The sequence below is a fragment of the Bacillus cereus group sp. N11 genome (genome assembly GCF_016483605.1).
Classification (GTDB): Bacteria; Bacillota; Bacilli; order Bacillales; family Bacillaceae_G; genus Bacillus_A; species Bacillus_A toyonensis.
Genome location: NZ_JAEHBN010000009.1, coordinates 88855 through 105330, shown reverse-complemented (window position 1 = coordinate 105330; position 16476 = coordinate 88855). Strand labels below are relative to the sequence as shown.

Sequence of the window (16476 nt, the reverse complement as noted above, 5' to 3'; positions counted from 1 at the left end):
TTTTTAAAACATTTATAGATAATTTTGTAATAAATTTCTCAATATTGATATAGATATTAAATATGGGTTTTATATCTAAAATTAACAAAAAATATAATATCATAAAAATTAAGATAGTTTGTGTCACTTGTTTTTCCCTTATCTTTTTTTATTTGTAAATTTTTGATATAAAAAAGGAATCCTTATAAGAGGTATCTCCAGCATTTTGGAAAAAACCCCACGCTAAGTGTTGGTTTGTAATAAAGTTTGATCAAAAGCATGCTACAAAAATTGATTTTTCAACAGAAGAAACCCAAACATTTTGAAAAAAGTTTAATCAAAATGCTTGGGTTATTTGTTGCTAGTGAATAATTTTTTATATAAAGTTTAATCATTTTTCTACCTGTGTTTACTCCACAATCGCGCCCGATTCTGGAAGATTTTAAAAACGTTTATTTTTCTTTTAACATTGAATACTTTCGATAAGTTTTATAGAAATTGATACCAAAAAAAACAAACAGAAGTGTGGAGGACAACTTCAAAAGGACAAATGGAGTTTCAAATAAAAATGCCTTCCAAAATAATGAACCTTTCATACTCCAAAGACCTTCATGATATAATCCCGAATCCTTGTAAAACATATAAGAATAAGCTAAACACAGCATAACCAACCAAAATGAATAATTCATTAATTTTTTATAATGATTATCCTTTGATTGGCGATCCGAGAAGATTTCATTTTGATCATCATCTTCTTTTTGCCAATACCGTATTCCACTAAGCCAGGGCCCTTTTATATAGTTCCAACCGAAATCCTCATATATCCCTTTGTATTCAACCAACTTTTTCTTAGGTAAATAATCTTGATAATCAAGTCGTATAACATATCTCTTGTCAGTTTTTTCGAAAGTGTATATTCCTAATCCACTAATATTTGTACAACGATAGCCTTTTTGTAATTGCTCGTTCAGCCATTGCTCCTCTTTTTCAATATCAAAAAACATCTTACTAAATTTCTTCATTCGATTCACTTCCTTCGTACAGGGATAAAATATGCAATAACCTGTTTTGTTCCATTTTCAAAATGTCGCTTCCTTCTGCAGTTATCATATAAACTTTTCTTCGACCTAACTCTCCAACAGGTTCAATCCAACCATGCTTATTCAAGTTTTCAATCGCACCGTATAATGTACCAGCTGCTAAAATAACAGTACCGTTACTTATCTTTTCTATCTTCTGCATTACGGCATAACCATGGAGTGGCTCACGCATGGCTAATAAAATATAATGCATGGTTTCAGACAACGGTAATAATTTATGTTTCATATCCTCACCCTTTACTCAGTTCGACTATATAGTTCAACTTAATAAAAATTTAATACAGTTCAACTGAATAGTCAACAACTTTTTCAAAATTAGTCAAATGAACTTAAAGTAAATAGCTTGATAACAAGGAGAAAATCAAGCTAAAAAGTTACTTTCCTTACGTAAGGTAAAGCGACTTTTTTGTAGTCTTATTCAATTAAATGGCCTTTTAGTGGAGTAACTTTATTGCCGCCCAACAGTTCCTTAATCCGCCTTTCAGTTCAGATTTTCTTTTCACTATAAAAACATCCCTTTAGATAAACAGATCCAAAGGGACAAAACATCGCGTCTTTTTTATAAACACCGTGACTTTATTTAAAAGCGACACTAAGCAAAAAATACAATAAGCTGTCCATATGGACAGCTTATTTACATAATTACCGTTATTGGAAGTTACTTTTCAAGTATTAATAGACGCTCAAGTTCAGTTTCGTGATAACTCTACAAGCTCAAAGTGTTCAACTGTTGGAAATGGATCATAAAAGTGATGCAATAATGTTTTCCACTCTTGATATTGTTCAGATTGACGAAATCCCATCGTGTGGTCTTCTAAAGTTTCCCATTGCACAAGGAGCAAATATTTCCCTTTCCGCTCCATACAGCGTTGTAATTCATGATTTATGTATCCTTGCATGGAAGAGATGATTGAGGATGCTTGCTTAAATACCGATTCATACTCCGTCTCCATACCGTCTTTTACTTGCAACATGACTGCTTCTAAAATCATTTTGAAGTCCTCCTCCTTTTCCTAATTGTACCATGTGGAGACAACGCTGGATGAGGAGTTTTGATGTATAACATATACACGTCAAGTTAACATAACGCATCATTATCGGTAGCAAGGACAAGGGGGAATCCTACTCTCACAAGGAATCGGCCTTTTTCTTTTTCTATGATTCTATGCATTTATATATATATTTCTATCCTGGCGCGGTTTTAGGGTTCTCTTTTGTTACTGGGTTCGTCGAAGAACTGTATAAAATCTTGCATACTCTTAGCTTGTTTTTTCTATAGAATGCTGTCGATACCTTTTTAAGGTACAAAAGAAAAGACACCCTAAGGTGCCTTCCTCCGACTTGAAACACGTTCATTTAGTATAAACTTATCCGTATTATCCCTTTGTTATACGTGTAAACACATCCTATAAAACAGAATCGTCTATATACACCAGATTGTTAGTTCACAAAATACAAGAGATTTGAGATCAATATGTTACGTCTTTCAAAAGAATCTGCTTTATAGAACGTGTCTACGGTTTATATTTTACTACATGTAATATTTATTTAGTTTAATTTTTACAAATATGTATAATTACATAAAGTTTATGAGAAAAAGAGAGTATACTTTGATATTGTGTAATAAAGACAAGGCCCACCTACGGAAATAGGTGGGCTTTTTTATTGGGTATTACTATCTCAGTGCACAAAAGGGAATTTGTATTTAAATAATAGCATATCCTTAAAGTTCTTATATTGAGAAATAAAGAAAAGACACCCCAAAGTGCCTTCTTCCGACTCGAACGACTTTAATTTTAATAATATAGTTCTAAGTTTAAAAACTATAGGGGTTTTTCCTTTGGGCTTTGTAAGTAGTTTTTACGAAATTATGAGTGTTTTTTATTCTGTATTTCAATAAGTTCATCTTTAATCATTTGTATATAATGTTCTTTTTCTCTTAGTTCAAATATAAATAATGCTTTTTTCATGTTATTAACAACATCTTCTTCATTATGTTGTTTAATCTTTAATAAATACTGACTTTTTAAATAGTATAGTTCACCTAGTAGGTATAAAGTGTCTAGATTAATAGCTAATTTGATGCCCTTATCAAGGTATTTTATTGCCTCTTCATGTTGATGTGTGAGGTCCAAAAATTTTGCTAAATTTAAAATGATTTTTAATTTAATTTCTTTATCTCTAGGAAAATCTAACTTATTAAAATTGGTTAAACATCTTCTTAATATATTAATACTTTTTTCATATTCTTTGTGTTCTGCATAAAATATAGCCATTGTCTGCATAATATCTATTTCTCTTTCTGATAAAAAATCAGAATTGGTTAAAGTTAGTTTTAATGCATGATTTAAAAGAGTTAAACCAGTTTTTGTTGATCTATTTACCTCAAATATAGCAATTGCTTCATGCCATATTAGAAATTGTTTATCTTCTTTTGATTGAAAATTATTTTGTTTTTTTTCTTGTTTTACTATTTCATAAAGTTCTTTATATTGTTTTTGCTTTGCGCAATCTCTCATTACGTATTTTACATTTTTTACGTATTTTAATTTCTTGTTTTGAGTTAGTGCAAATATATTATTTGGATCAATACCAAGCCGTTCAGATAATTGATACAACAATATGCTAGATGGATAAATCATACCTTTTTCTATTTTGCTAATTTGACTTTGTGAACATATTCCATGACATAATTCAGATTGTGATATATTTTTTTTATTCTAATTTCTTTAATGGTAATACCCAAATCGTAAAATTCCATTTTTTCACCTACTATTTAGCACTTTATTAATTTACGAATATTCGCTAATCTTTAATCTAATATAAAATTAATATATTTGCAATTGTTGTGTATTTTCAAGGACTTACAGTTTCTATAAGACGGAGAGGCTTTTTTATGTACAATAAAAGACACCCAAAGGTGCCTTCCTGTGATTTAAACCACTTTAATTTTAATAATATGTATTGGACTCACATCCTAATATTATTTTATTACGTTAAAATGTTTTATCTATTTAGGGGTATCATCATATCGCGATCAACCTAAGAGTACCTACTACCTATTATTGTTATAAATATTATTCTGCCTAGATTAATAAGGGGCGATGGAAAAACACGATAAGTAGAAAATACAATAGCTGCCCATATGGACAGCTTATTTGTCTTATAAGTTAAATTGAGAACAATTAGATTCCAAAATATTTCAGTTCTTTTTATATGTTATTCAAAGTAAATCCCTCTCGTTCTCGAAAGGGATTATTTGATTCGTTCGAAGATAATCTCAAAATATTGCGCGTATCCTGCGATTGATGGTGCAAAGATTTGAACAAATTTCCAACCGTCTTCAGCATGTTCGGCAATAATACGCTTATAATCTTCTTTTGGTTCCCCTTTCCAGTTATTAACTTCGACTTTCACGAATTTGTAATCGTACATATCCTTTCCCCCTTTTCCTAATTGTACCATTTCGGAGAATCGATTTGTTATGATTTTTGGATGTATATGGTATTCGCATTCAGTTAACATAACATTGTTGGTAGCGAGGACCAGGAGGAATACCTACTTTCACAAGGGAACCTCCTTTTATTGTTCTATGGATCTATTTATTTTTTTATACATTCCTATCCTGGCGCGGATTTAGGGTTCTCGTTTGTTACTGGATTAGCTAAAAAACTGTATAAAATCTTGCATACTCTTAGCGTGCTTTTTTTTCCGAATTGTTGGAAAGCCCCTTTTAAGAAAAAAGAAAAGACACCCAAAGATGCCTTCCTCCGACTTGAACCACTTTAATTTTAATAATATGTATTGGACTCCCATCCAAATATTATTTTACCATGTTTATCTATATTTTCGATTAGGAAGAAAAGAACAACATAGTATCTTTTTACTGCTTGTTCATAGCTTTTATCTGTTCTTCATACACATATTTAGTAGTCATGAAGTCGTTAGGGAAGTCGTTGATCACTTTCTTCATAACGTTTAGTTCCTCCTGGGATTTGAGTTCAATACCATTTAAATGGTCAAACGCCTTAGCTTGTTCCTCTGCTACGTAATTCTGTGTCATGTAATCATCTGGGAAGTCTTTCTTTGCTTTTTCTTTGATGACATTCATAGCAGTTGTTTTATCGATATTTTTTATAGGGTTTGTAAATCCCGATGCAGATTGTTGAACATCTTGTTTAGGTTGTTCTTTCTTTTCTGGTTGAGCTTGAATATCTTGTTTAGGCTGTTCCTTCTTTTCTGGTTGAACTTGAACATCTTGTTTGGGTTGTTCTTGTTTTATTTCTTTTTTGGGTTCGGTTGGAGTTGTTGTAGCTTCTTCTTTGGTGTTTTTTCCGCCAACAACAACAATTACGACAACGGCAATGATAAACCAAAACCACCACTTTGTATAAAATGAGTTTTGCATAATTCGTTTCCTCCGATTATAGGGAATGTAGAATTTCTCATCCAAGCATAACAAATCCAGTTACAACTATTTTGTTGTATCATGTCGAACGAAAATAAAAAAAGAGAGCTGTAGCTCTCATGGGAAACTGATAAGAATTTACCAATGGAAATTAGAGAGGTTGTCCCCCTTCTAATTAAAAACTTCCCCCTATGTTGTACAAATATTGAATAATGTTTTTTATCAGATTTATAGGGGAGATACGGTTTTACTGTGGGAATGAGTGTGTTTCAAACTTCTAGTTAATCGATTCATCCAAGCTCCAACAACTGTATCTCCTTCTTGGGGCCCATCACATACCTATCAAGCTAAGAAAATATAACTACTCCCAGAACTGAATTTTGTCCTAATATGTAATAAAGATCTCTTTTTTCATTTTGGGGTACTATAAAATTTTATCTTGATGCGCATATGGTGCTATCTCTTATAGCAAGAATCAAAAAAGTTGAAGATAATATAACCGAAGTACAGTTATTGTTAGCAAAAATTACGGGTAACTTTAAGCGTGGTAATGAGAAATTTGGTAAAAATAAACTAAGCCTTTACTTTGTAGTTCGCAAACAATGTTGGATGGTTTAACAATCGAGCGCCATTTTTTGAATAAAACTTAGATTTCTAAACGCTTTTATTATCGTTACACATCAAAAAGTATAACAATTTATCCTGCTACTTTAGAGCAGTAAGCGCCCGATTGGTCCAACTAATCCATCAGTAGGGATGAAGAAAAATCCCCAATAATGGAAGTTTCACTTTATCCTGCAATCTCAGCTGAAGAGAGCCCCTCATGAATGTTTCCGTTTACAATGATAGAATGTCCCCAAAATATATCTCCATCCAAAAAGAATATTTCAAAATCACCTTCTGAATAAACGCTTAAGCTGCTTAATGTAATGGAATTGATGAACATTTCTTTTGTAATTTCTTCGATTTCCGCTTCATCATCATCTTGTAACCATTCATTTGCTAACTCTACCAGTTCTTTTGCGGCGTATATTTTCATTTTCATGTTCCATTCATCTTGCTCTTTGAAAAGTGCATGTGCTGTTTCCAGTGCAGACATCATCACATGCTTGTCTTCATTCCAATCAAAATATAAATGACATTCTTCACTAGCCCAAGACATTCTCTTTTCAAAAGTTTTCACTCTTTTATCAAGTTCAAACTCACCCAACATCTCATCATGATAAAAAACCGGTTTCATCGCATCTTGTAAGATGATTTCCAACTCATCATCTTTATATGGTGTTTCCAAAACCTTAACAAGCATCAATAAATTTTCTGACTTGCGCACCTGTAATGTTACAACTGTATTTGCTGTCAAAATGTCTTTTGATTTTCTCCATTCTGCATCATCAACCAACCAGGAGAGTCGTATGTCTTCTTTTGTAATCGTTTCATTGTTATGTAAGTCTTTCCACGCAATCAAATCAATTGACGCAGTCCACAAAATGTTGTCACCGCCTTTTGATGCACCAATTCCTAATGCCCCTGTGACAGCTGCTATTTCAATCACATTTTCTGAGAATCTATTTTCAAATCTACTTATTTCACTTGATTTACTCAATTTCGTACACATTCCTTTCGTCACCCACAGGCATAAGTACTTTGTGAGTTTTCCTGTTTTATTATAATTGGTCTATGTTTTGTAACAAAACCGAACGTTTAAATCACGTTTGTATTTAAAAATAATGAGCTTCATAACTCTTGAATTCATTGTAACAAAATACTGTATCCAAAGTAATTTGTTACTTTATAGTAGGGTTTAGTGTACTGCTACTTATTTAACTGTAGAACAGAATTCTTATGAGATAGATGAAGAGAATAGTAAGTATGTCTTCTTAGATATATTTAAAGAGGCTTATATCCAACAACATAGTGATGTTTTAAAACAATCAAATAAAATTATTAAAAAATATAACTTGTTAAGTGAATCTAGAATTAATGCTTATTATAAGGGAGTGTGAATTTTACGCCCCTGTGAACCATTGAACTACCCCCACTTTCACTTCGTTTAGAAGAGGGGGATTCCTAAGTAAAGAGTTCTATCGAACTCTAATTTATTAGGCTATCTCCACAGTCCTTGCGGTTAGAAGCCTTATCGCTTCATTCTTTAGATTGATACTTGCGTTAATATCCCTATCATGGTGTGTAAGGCAAGAAGGGCAGTCCCATTTACGTAGGTTTAGATTTTTAACATCTTTGTTTTGATATCCACAACAAGAACATAATTGGCTTGAAGCAAATGTTTTCGATACGACAATGACTTGTTTGCCGTACCATTTTGCCTTATATTCCAACATAGTTCGAAACTGTGACCATGATACCTCACTAATTGCTTTTGCTAACTTATGATTCTCTAACATATTTGATACTTGCAAATCCTCTATACCGATAACATCGTGGTTTTTGATGATTTCAGTCGAGATTTTGTCCAAGTAATCTTTTCTAGCATTTGTCATGTATTCATGAATTCTAGCTACTTTTACTCGTTGTTTATTCCATCGAGAAGATCCTTTCATTCTTCTAGAAAGAATACGCTGTGCTTTTGCCAACTTCCCTTCTAATGATCGAAAAAACTTCGGATTTTTATAGGTTGTTCCATCTGACAAAATGGCGAAATCTTTTAGTCCTACATCCATTCCAATGTAAGAATGTGTTTTCGGAAGTTCTTGCACTTCTGTTTCGACTAACAATGACACAAAGTGTCTGCCAGAAGGGTTCCGTCTAACTGTAGCATTTAAAATACGTCCCTTTACTTCACGACTTTTGGCAAATCGAACAAGACCTAGTTTTGGCAATTTTATTTTGTCTCCTACAACGGCAATGTTTTCATTTGTTTGTTTTGTGGTATAAGATTGTATGTTGTTCTTCTTAGATTTGAAACACGGGGCACTGTTTTGTTTTTTGAAAAAGCGTGTATAAGCATCCGCAAGGTTGCGAACAGACGACTGAATTGCAATACTATCCACTTCTTTTAGCCAAACAAACTCTTTCTTCATGGCAGGAAGTTTGGCAGAGCATGTACCATATGTCAAACCTTTTCCTGTTTCTTTGTATGCATTATCCCATAGAGAAAGGAAATAATTGAATACAAAACGAGAACAACCAATCGTTTTATTGATTAGGGTCGCTTGTGCTTTATTTGGATAGATACGAAATTTATATGCTTTATTGATCATCATTCGTTTCACCTCCATTTCGATATGTGTCTATTATATAACAAACGTACATTCGATAGATAGTAAAGTAACAGTTTATGTATGTCGAACAATTAAGATGGGTTCCTGCCATCCCTTGTTCGAAGCCAATTCATCTCCCACCTACTCACTTCGCGTTCCTTGAGGAAGGAGTCTTCTTGGCTAAAATGATAAAGGGCAAAATAACTTTCTTCTGTTTCCATAACAAAGAACACATCATTCCAGTCTGGTTCATAAGCATATGCACATCTGATTCCACTTCGAGGAAACTCGATAGGTTTGATATAAGGAGAATATCTATTTCTTACTTCTGTAAATTCTTCTTTGGATATCATTTTCAATTCTTTTAGTTCTGCTCTAATTCTCTCTTCGAGTTCCTGCATAGTCATTTCTATCACATTTTTTCCTTTATACCAATACCAATGTGTATTTCTCCGTTCAATGAATAGGCATTGTACTGCAAACTCCTCCAAATCATTAATGCTATCTTAGTTATTTTTTCTTTTGGTTTGTTCAAAAACGTATATTGTCTCTTCACATCCCCCTATTAATTCATCATCTTCAAATACAAAATATTTCACACTTACCAATCCTTAATTAATATTTTTTTAATCTTTATGCATTACTTCTTGCCAAAAATATTATTTAGTCCACTAAGTAAAAGTGCCAAGCCAGGGAATAGATAAAATGTAATTTTATTTACACAAACAAATAAACCTATTGCGGATACAATCATCAAAAATCCAGCCTCTTTACATGCACCCTTAGCTTTTATAAAACCAAAGAATCCTAAAATAGAAAAAAATGCTCCCATACATCCAACAGTAAGACCTTTTTCAGCTCCATCTAACTCTCCCATTTCGTATGCTAGTCTTCCTAGAAATAGAATGACTAGCGAACATAGTAATCCTAACAACGTACCAATCAGTCCAATTACATCTTCACCTGTTCGTTTCAATATAACAACCTATCCTATTTTTTAAATTATGTCTATTTTATGTCTGTAATATGATTTATGTATATACATATCACCTTATCATGTTTATCAATAACTCTTAACTCATTTCGAGTAATCAAACATTGTTTCCCCCTCCAAAACAGAACTTTTGTTCTTACTATAAACCTTTTGTATTGGTTTATACAAACATTTTTCAATTAAATTTCGGTACGTGAAATTTAATTGAATCGTGGATTAATAAAGAAGATAGGCATCCCCTCCTTAAGTCATGTCTATCTCTTTACATGGAAACCTAAATCAACCATTGCATGATGCATATCCAGGTCATTTTAAAGAGTGGATCCTATTGGATACTGAACAGCGGAAAATTCTTTAGAAGCACTCAAATGGATTATAGAAATGAAATTAAAATTATCCGATGAAGGGTTAATAGAAGTTTACAGTTTCGAGCGGGTAAACAAATGGGATTAAGAACTCCTTTTGGAATAATGATGCTTATAAAATGCTAAACACGTTATACCCAGGTTGTTATAAAAGAGAAATGCTTATTTCTGTAAACCCAATGAAATAATTACAATGTTCTTCAAAATTCGAATGTTGAACAGTTTAATATCTCTTAATTTATTAAATTCATCCTCAATTTTTCATAAATTTAAAAAAGCTTAAATCCTTATGCACCAATGGATTTAAGCTTTTTATTTTGTAAGAATACCCTTTGCAACAAGTTGCCATTAGGATAGTGTATCAGCAACTTGTAGCTATTACTATGAATGCTACATTCTTCAAAAATATTACACATTTTTTAGATTTTCTTTATATTATTCTATGCTTTATTTAAAATTATAATTCCATATTTATGAACAAAAGTTTAGATTTATGGAAATTTGGACAAGTTATTATTACCACAAGCTTAATTAGGGGGGATTCCGATGTTTGGGTTAGGAAAAAAAAGAACTCCATTTGGTGAATATTTAGACCGTAGAGGGATTAAACAACAATGGTTAGTACAACGAACCGGATTAAGTAAATCTTTAATAAGTGATTTAGCAAATAAGAAGGATCGAATTCCTACCTTAACATCCGCAACTAAAATCATTAAAACACTAAGGAAATTTGATAAACGTATTGATTATCATGATTTTTGGGACATAAATGCTTAAAATAACTAAAATATATCTTCCATTACAAATGTTCTCATAAACACATTTCGGTTTATAGCATATTGCTCTAACTTTGATTGTCGATAGTCTGATAATGTAAAAAAATTAATTACTGGAACAATAGCATTCTGTCTTTTATAGATATCTGTTATATGGCCATATAACTGTATTTTATGTTCATTTGCCTTCATATGTTGCATACGATCTATTTCAACAAAATGGGGAACATTATCCTCAAAATACGTTGCATCAGGAATAATCTGATACCGTTGACCATTAATTGAAAACTCGATAGGTCTTTCTGTTTTCCATTCTGGAAATCCAAGCCACATCCAGCTTTCGTTTCGCATTAATATGTGCTGTAATTGACTACTTTTTTTGACTTCTTTTGTTATGCCTAATAAATCCCGACCCTTTTTATTTAAATAATATACGTGTTCACGAGCCATTTTTGTAATGTGACAATACGGGTGCATATCCTTTAATACACGATTTGCATTTCGAATACTCCCTAGACAGTGGATGGCTTGTAATTGCCTCCTAGTTAAAAAATCCAACTTACTCAAAGTGGATAAAATCTCGATTTGTCTCGCTTTCTGTTTGAGTGTTTGATGCCTCATTTTGCTTCACCACCTTATATTGCTTTAGTAACTCCCACATATCTGTATCCTTTAAAAAAGGTACCTGAATTTCTTCTGTACGATCAGTCTTAAATAATGCTCTTCCTGGAAGAGAAGGTAAATCTTCAAGACCTGGTTCATCCAAAGCAACTTGTGAGGCGACCACCGTTGGTAATCGAAAGCCTATTTTCGCATCAGCATTTTGTTTAATTTGTCTTGGTAATGTATCAGAGGTTGGATATTGCGTACAAAATATAAGCCGGAATCCTAAACCACCTCCAATTCTTGCGATTTCAGATAGCATCTCCTGACACATGAATAAAACATCACGTTGTTTTTTAGGTAATCCTTGTGTCGGACAAAGATTTGCTCCTTCATCTACTATGATGAAGCAACGTTCTTTAATTGATGTGTCTATGATATTGGTAAAATAGGACTTCTTCATCATTTCAATCTGTTTTACCATCTTTTCACGTACCCTTATCAACATTTCTAACGCCTGTTGTGGATTTTCAGCTACTTCTACAATTTGGGATAGCTCTTTGTATGGACTAAATTCTAGACCTTCTTTCAGATCAATAATAAAAAATTTCACGTGTTGGGATTGTTGCAAAATCAAACTAGTCATCACATTTTTTAGGAATACTGTTTTTCCAAACCGTGTCATACCCGACACGCACATATGCGGTGTTTTCTCGAAATCATGATACACATGTTTATCTAACGCTTTCCCCATCATAACTCTCCATGTATGCTCTTTTAATAGATCCTTAGACCAATTCCACATTTCAGGTATTCTTTGGCTAAATACTCGAATATGAAGCTCTCTTTGATGAAACGATATTTTAACAGGTTTATATAGACCTTCTTCTAATACTTCAGCTAACTTTTGGATTAGTTGACTAGGTACACCAAGTGGTAACTTGTAAACATAATTCATACTTATATCATCTTTAATTTCTTTTATAAAAATGGGATATTGTAATTCACCTTTATGTTGAACACAAACCTTTGTAATTTCAAAAAACGTTGCAATTTTTTTCTTATCATTCGGTCCATTACTTTGGTAAAAATAAGCTACAGTTATAAAAGTTGCTGGGATTAATAAAAGTGACAACATTCCCTCTATACCTCCTTAAGGTAGTTGAGCCTGTATGGAAGCTTAGAAAAAGCTGTTTCAAATGCGCTATTATAATCATTTTCAACTACCAGATGTAATGCTAGCGTAGAAACACATCTAGAATATCCATTAGAACGTACCAAACGCTCCCAATTAGTAAGCATTTAAGACCCGCACGTAGCAACCAACCTGGAAGATAAAAACCTTTCTTCTTCAGAAATTTTATTCCTAAAACTGAAGCTCCCGTCACGCCATATACAATCCCTAGCTCTCCAATGATTGTCATATTAACCCCATCCTTTTGGTTTAATGGACAAATTCCCTTTACCGTCCTTAAAAAGTTGATATTCATCTAATAGCTAATTCCAGGAGACAGCCAGTTCATCACCATATAGATCCTCTTCGATTTTTTGACTTAAATAATAATACCCTCGGTATTGTCGGTCCAAGTATACCTCATGTCGTCGCATGTGTTCTTGTATAGCACATACGTTTTCTTCATTGTTAGTCGCTTTGTACATTTGTTTCAATGTTCGAGAAGAATACAAATAAGGTGTACTATACAGCATTTGATATTGATTCATATGTCTTCACCATCCATATAGAATTCTAGATACACTAAATACATATGATAATGATATGAGTTTTCGAATTTGTCCCTAAAAAAATACGTCATTCCAAAATAGGAATGACGTTTAACAGGAATCTTAAATTCTCTGACATGTTGCTATAGCCTTAAAAAATAACTGTGAGGATAGTTATAGATTTATTTTTGAACACACAATGGTATTTAATGAACGCTATAGTTTTGTTAGTTTTTCTATAATCATTGTTTATCGTTATACTATATCAGTTTGTTTATGAATATTAGTTAATAAAATCTAATATAAATATATATCTTATATATATTTAAAATATAAAGATAAAACTTATATAGGACTGAGAAATGTACGTATAACCTTACTGTAACAAAGCCTTTTAACATTACATAGCGTAAAAAATCACAAATAGTAGAATTTTACAGCAGAAAAACAAACCATATTAAGCTCTAAAAACTACAAATAATCATAAATGAAACTTAGTATTTCTACATAAAAAATGAAACAAATTAATACATTATTAAACATATTTATTCAATCGTGAAATTTCATATGAATTAACGGAATCTCCACAATTTGATTAAAGTTACCCACAAAAGATTCACATTATGTGTTAATTAATCAACATAATCCATATTTAGCACATAACTCACATGAATATTGATGATTTTTGATAGATGAAGGCGTATAAGCTATTTATATCAATGATAATTGCACTAAATTACACACATTATGTGTTATTTATCTACTTATCCACGAAATTTAATTTATTTCTTATGATTTCTTGTAGGTATTTGAATGTATTTAGACAACTCATAACGTCTTTTTATGAAAGTATGTGTGGAAATTGAGATAAGTACCATACTATTTTTGTATATGATTGCATAAAAAAAGACTCTATTATGAATAGAATCGAGTAAAGTTACTTATTGTGAAGAAGGAGTAAATTTCTTTTAAATAAAAGGATCAACACGAATAGCCCTCTATCTTGAATTTTTTCAAAAATAGAGAGCTGATGATGATTAGTTCGCTTTCATTGCTGTCAGTACTTGCTCAGCTGTTGTTACTTGGATACCAGCGCGTATTAACTGTTCAAAGGCACGCATAAATGTAATTAAATTGAAGCTATCTGGTACTTCAATAACACGAAGCTTTTCTTTCGGTAATCTATCTATCTTTTCAATGAACAATTCACGAACATCACTAGGAATAATACGCTCTTTATGCCCTCTTGCTTTTAAGAGTTCACGTATTTCAATTTCTAAAGCCATATAAGCGTTTAGGTTTGTACCTTGTTCGTAGGCGTACTTTCTAAACAACGTTTCTTCTTGATACTTTAGATAGTTGCGGTGATACGATTCCTCTGTAACAGGTATAGCAAATTTAGAGTTTAGTAATTCATATGTTTTGCGGAACAACTTTTTGATGTTTCGCAGAGAGTACATAGAGAAATGCAATCCGAAATCAAATACAGCTTGTTCTTTTTGTTCTTTTGGAACATGCTGTGTAATAAGCGGATAGATACCTTCTTTAGCAGCTGTATCAAGAATTTTATATTGTGATGTTTGATTTAATAATTTCTTCAGTGTATATACTAACTTGCTTGGATATTCTTCATTACGATCTATCATGTCACGTAAGCTATGGATTACACTTCGAATTTGTCGATTGCATGTATGTTTTAGCACATGAATAAATTTGTTCATGTCTTGTGTAAATTCTCCAATACTCATCTCTTGTAGTACGGATTCGATAAAACGAGCTTTACGAGCATAAGTAAGCTTTGGTGTGAATGGATCACGATACTGTACTTCTCCGCTTTCTTTTGTACATAAGAAATCGGTATGTAAGGATAGATATAGAGTTGTATATCTTTTTTTATTCTTAACCCCTTTTTGTAATTTACAAATTTTAAATAGTGGAGTCCCTGTACATGGTAATGCAGTTGTTAACTCTGTTATAACAGCACGTATCTGATGTGGGTATTTTTTATGTAAGAAGCGGTACATCCCACCAAAATGAGTTCTATTCCCTCTTTCATCTTGTTTGTCTAAGGAACGTTTTAGTGTAGTTTCACTGTGCTGTTGCATTGCAATATCTAAGAAGAGTTTCTTAGATGCAATTGATAACTCAAAGAAAGCTTTTGTAAATACCACTGGGCTAATATAAACATATGCATTGGCCTTTTCAGTTTCTTCATTCATAAAATGAGTTAATTTAATTGTATATCGGCCATCTAATTCATTTTCAATCGAAATAATGTTATGTATATTTAATTTCTTTAACGCAATATAGAATTGAGAATGCTGTATGTAAGCAAATTCTTCTTTATACAGTTTGTAATCTTCCCACATCATATGTATTGTTACATTTGGAATGACTCCATTTGTGTAACATTTTTTATGTAGATATAAGAAGACCTCCAGATCTGCGTTTGTAATGCCATATAATTTATGCTTTCTTCCCATTGTTTCCGAAATAGCAGATAGTGTACGACGTGAAAAAGATGGTTTAGCCTGTGCAACGAAGCCATCCACATCGGCAATACGCTCTTCGTATGTCATATGATCAACAATATCCTCAAGGTATGTATCTTTATAGCTGTAGTATTTCTCTTCGAAAGTTTCAACAAGTTTTTGCCAAGACTTCAGTGTTACTAAAACTGCATTTGTGGATTGTCCATTTAGACTACGTTGATTACGAATAATAAATGATTTTCCCATCTTTTTCACCTCCTACCTATAAATCTTGAAATAAATACCAAAAACTATAAAATATATCAATTTTGATTATATCAAATCGAAATTTGATGAAATGCGTCCCTTTAAGAGAAAAAATGAAAAGATGAAACGCCCTTTAATCCCTTGTGTATCAAGGGGTTTCAGGATTCGTTCTTTTTTTTTTATGGACATGATATAGCTATAGATTTTCATATTGGTAGAAAAGATGAAAAATAGAAAAAAAACCTTATAAGCATGATTAAATCAACGTTTATACCGATTTTCAAAAAAAACAAAAGGGACATGATATGGCTATGGATTTTCATATTTATAATTGTGAATTAAACAGATGAAATCCTTTAAACATTGATGTTAATAGGGTTTATCTGTAATTTTACAATTAAAAAGGCACATGATATGGCTAGACTGGTTTTCATCTTTGGGTAAAAAAGGGGACATCATACAGCTATGGATTTTCATGTTGTATAAATACATGAAAATAGGGTTATAAACATGAAAACCCTTAATATAAAAAGGTTTATGGGGTTTTTATCTAAAATAAATGGGACATCATAT

Annotated in this window: 13 protein-coding genes and 3 pseudogenes; 1 reads left to right on the top strand and 15 read right to left on the bottom strand. The window is 32.1% G+C overall.

Annotation, left to right across the window (positions count from 1 at the left end; translation table 11 throughout):
• Positions 1 to 431: 431 nt before the first annotated feature.
• From JDS98_RS16515 to JDS98_RS16470, 10 genes and pseudogenes are all read right to left on the bottom strand, one after another.
• Positions 432 to 1001 (bottom strand): DUF2812 domain-containing protein, encoded by a 570-nt coding sequence (locus JDS98_RS16515; RefSeq protein ID WP_000714572.1) that lies wholly within the window; start codon positions 999 to 1001, stop codon positions 432 to 434.
• A complete protein-coding gene (locus tag JDS98_RS16510) occupies positions 988 to 1305 on the bottom strand; it encodes a PadR family transcriptional regulator (RefSeq protein WP_000681019.1) in 318 nt (105 codons plus the stop codon). The genes JDS98_RS16515 and JDS98_RS16510 overlap by 14 nt, the downstream gene beginning before the upstream one ends.
• A 463-nt stretch (positions 1306 to 1768) precedes the next feature.
• The gene (locus tag JDS98_RS16505; protein ID WP_199634086.1) at positions 1769 to 2071 is read right to left on the bottom strand and encodes an antibiotic biosynthesis monooxygenase family protein; all 303 of its coding nucleotides are present in this window, start codon (positions 2069 to 2071) and stop codon (positions 1769 to 1771) included.
• A gap of 876 nt (positions 2072 to 2947) precedes the next feature.
• A pseudogene (locus tag JDS98_RS16500) lies at positions 2948 to 3840 on the bottom strand (helix-turn-helix domain-containing protein).
• Between the two features lie 494 nt (positions 3841 to 4334).
• A complete protein-coding gene (locus JDS98_RS16495) occupies positions 4335 to 4514 on the bottom strand; it encodes a DUF4177 domain-containing protein (RefSeq protein ID WP_000272495.1) in 180 nt (59 codons plus the stop codon).
• A gap of 448 nt (positions 4515 to 4962) precedes the next feature.
• Positions 4963 to 5487, bottom strand: coding sequence for a hypothetical protein (locus JDS98_RS16490; protein WP_199634085.1), 525 nt, complete (start codon positions 5485 to 5487; stop codon positions 4963 to 4965).
• Positions 5488 to 6277: 790 nt separating this feature from the next.
• Entirely contained in the window at positions 6278 to 7102 is an 825-nt protein-coding gene (locus JDS98_RS16485; RefSeq protein WP_199634084.1) for a DUF2262 domain-containing protein, read from the bottom strand.
• A 484-nt stretch (positions 7103 to 7586) separates the two neighbouring features.
• Positions 7587 to 8708, bottom strand: a complete 1122-nt coding sequence (tnpB, locus tag JDS98_RS16480; protein ID WP_199634083.1) for an IS200/IS605 family element RNA-guided endonuclease TnpB — start codon at positions 8706 to 8708, stop codon at positions 7587 to 7589.
• A gap of 176 nt (positions 8709 to 8884) precedes the next feature.
• Positions 8885 to 9304: pseudogene (locus JDS98_RS30595) on the bottom strand (hypothetical protein); the annotation flags it as partial.
• A 41-nt stretch (positions 9305 to 9345) separates the two neighbouring features.
• Positions 9346 to 9681: a hypothetical protein gene (locus JDS98_RS16470; protein ID WP_048567209.1), complete on the bottom strand. Its 336-nt coding sequence runs from the start codon at positions 9679 to 9681 to the stop codon at positions 9346 to 9348.
• A gap of 929 nt (positions 9682 to 10610) precedes the next feature.
• On the opposite strand from JDS98_RS16470, the gene JDS98_RS16465 reads away from it, so the two are divergent.
• Positions 10611 to 10841, top strand: coding sequence for a helix-turn-helix domain-containing protein (locus tag JDS98_RS16465; RefSeq protein ID WP_000467336.1), 231 nt, complete (start codon positions 10611 to 10613; stop codon positions 10839 to 10841).
• Positions 10842 to 10846: 5 nt separating this feature from the next.
• Here JDS98_RS16465 and JDS98_RS16460 read toward each other — a convergent pair whose 3' ends face one another.
• The 5 genes and pseudogenes from JDS98_RS16460 to JDS98_RS16440 all read right to left on the bottom strand — a co-directional run bounded on the left by JDS98_RS16460 (position 10847) and on the right by JDS98_RS16440 (position 15903).
• Positions 10847 to 11461 carry a replication-relaxation family protein gene (locus JDS98_RS16460; RefSeq protein WP_001216349.1) on the bottom strand — a complete coding sequence of 205 codons (615 nt, stop codon included), beginning with the start codon at positions 11459 to 11461 and terminating at the stop codon, positions 10847 to 10849.
• Positions 11400 to 12581, bottom strand: a complete 1182-nt coding sequence (locus tag JDS98_RS16455; protein ID WP_199634082.1) for an FtsK/SpoIIIE domain-containing protein — start codon at positions 12579 to 12581, stop codon at positions 11400 to 11402. The genes JDS98_RS16460 and JDS98_RS16455 overlap by 62 nt, the downstream gene beginning before the upstream one ends.
• A gap of 100 nt (positions 12582 to 12681) precedes the next feature.
• Positions 12682 to 12867 (bottom strand): hypothetical protein, encoded by a 186-nt coding sequence (locus JDS98_RS16450; protein WP_053446557.1) that lies wholly within the window; start codon positions 12865 to 12867, stop codon positions 12682 to 12684.
• A gap of 1 nt (position 12868) precedes the next feature.
• Positions 12869 to 13165 (bottom strand): annotated as a pseudogene (locus tag JDS98_RS16445) (hypothetical protein).
• 1037 nt (positions 13166 to 14202) lie between these two features.
• Positions 14203 to 15903, bottom strand: a complete 1701-nt coding sequence (locus tag JDS98_RS16440) for a hypothetical protein (RefSeq protein ID WP_199634081.1) — start codon at positions 15901 to 15903, stop codon at positions 14203 to 14205.
• Positions 15904 to 16476 lie beyond the last annotated feature (573 nt).

Bases quoted from the DNA above. Each gene is read 5' to 3' on its own strand.
- JDS98_RS16465 (WP_000467336.1), top strand. From the start codon at position 10,611: ATGTTTGGGTTAGGAAAAAAAAGAACTCCATTTGGTGAATATTTAGAC.
- tnpB (WP_199634083.1), bottom strand. From the start codon at position 8,708: ATGATGATCAATAAAGCATATAAATTTCGTATCTATCCAAATAAAGCA.
- JDS98_RS16485 (WP_199634084.1), bottom strand. From the start codon at position 7,102: ATGTGTACGAAATTGAGTAAATCAAGTGAAATAAGTAGATTTGAAAAT.
- JDS98_RS16495 (WP_000272495.1), bottom strand. From the start codon at position 4,514: ATGTACGATTACAAATTCGTGAAAGTCGAAGTTAATAACTGGAAAGGG.
- JDS98_RS16460 (WP_001216349.1), bottom strand. From the start codon at position 11,461: ATGAGGCATCAAACACTCAAACAGAAAGCGAGACAAATCGAGATTTTA.
- JDS98_RS16515 (WP_000714572.1), bottom strand. From the start codon at position 1,001: ATGAAGAAATTTAGTAAGATGTTTTTTGATATTGAAAAAGAGGAGCAA.
- JDS98_RS16490 (WP_199634085.1), bottom strand. From the start codon at position 5,487: ATGCAAAACTCATTTTATACAAAGTGGTGGTTTTGGTTTATCATTGCC.
- JDS98_RS16440 (WP_199634081.1), bottom strand. From the start codon at position 15,903: ATGGGAAAATCATTTATTATTCGTAATCAACGTAGTCTAAATGGACAA.
- JDS98_RS16510 (WP_000681019.1), bottom strand. From the start codon at position 1,305: ATGAAACATAAATTATTACCGTTGTCTGAAACCATGCATTATATTTTA.
- JDS98_RS16505 (WP_199634086.1), bottom strand. From the start codon at position 2,071: ATGATTTTAGAAGCAGTCATGTTGCAAGTAAAAGACGGTATGGAGACG.
- JDS98_RS16455 (WP_199634082.1), bottom strand. From the start codon at position 12,581: ATGTTGTCACTTTTATTAATCCCAGCAACTTTTATAACTGTAGCTTAT.
- JDS98_RS16450 (WP_053446557.1), bottom strand. From the start codon at position 12,867: ATGACAATCATTGGAGAGCTAGGGATTGTATATGGCGTGACGGGAGCT.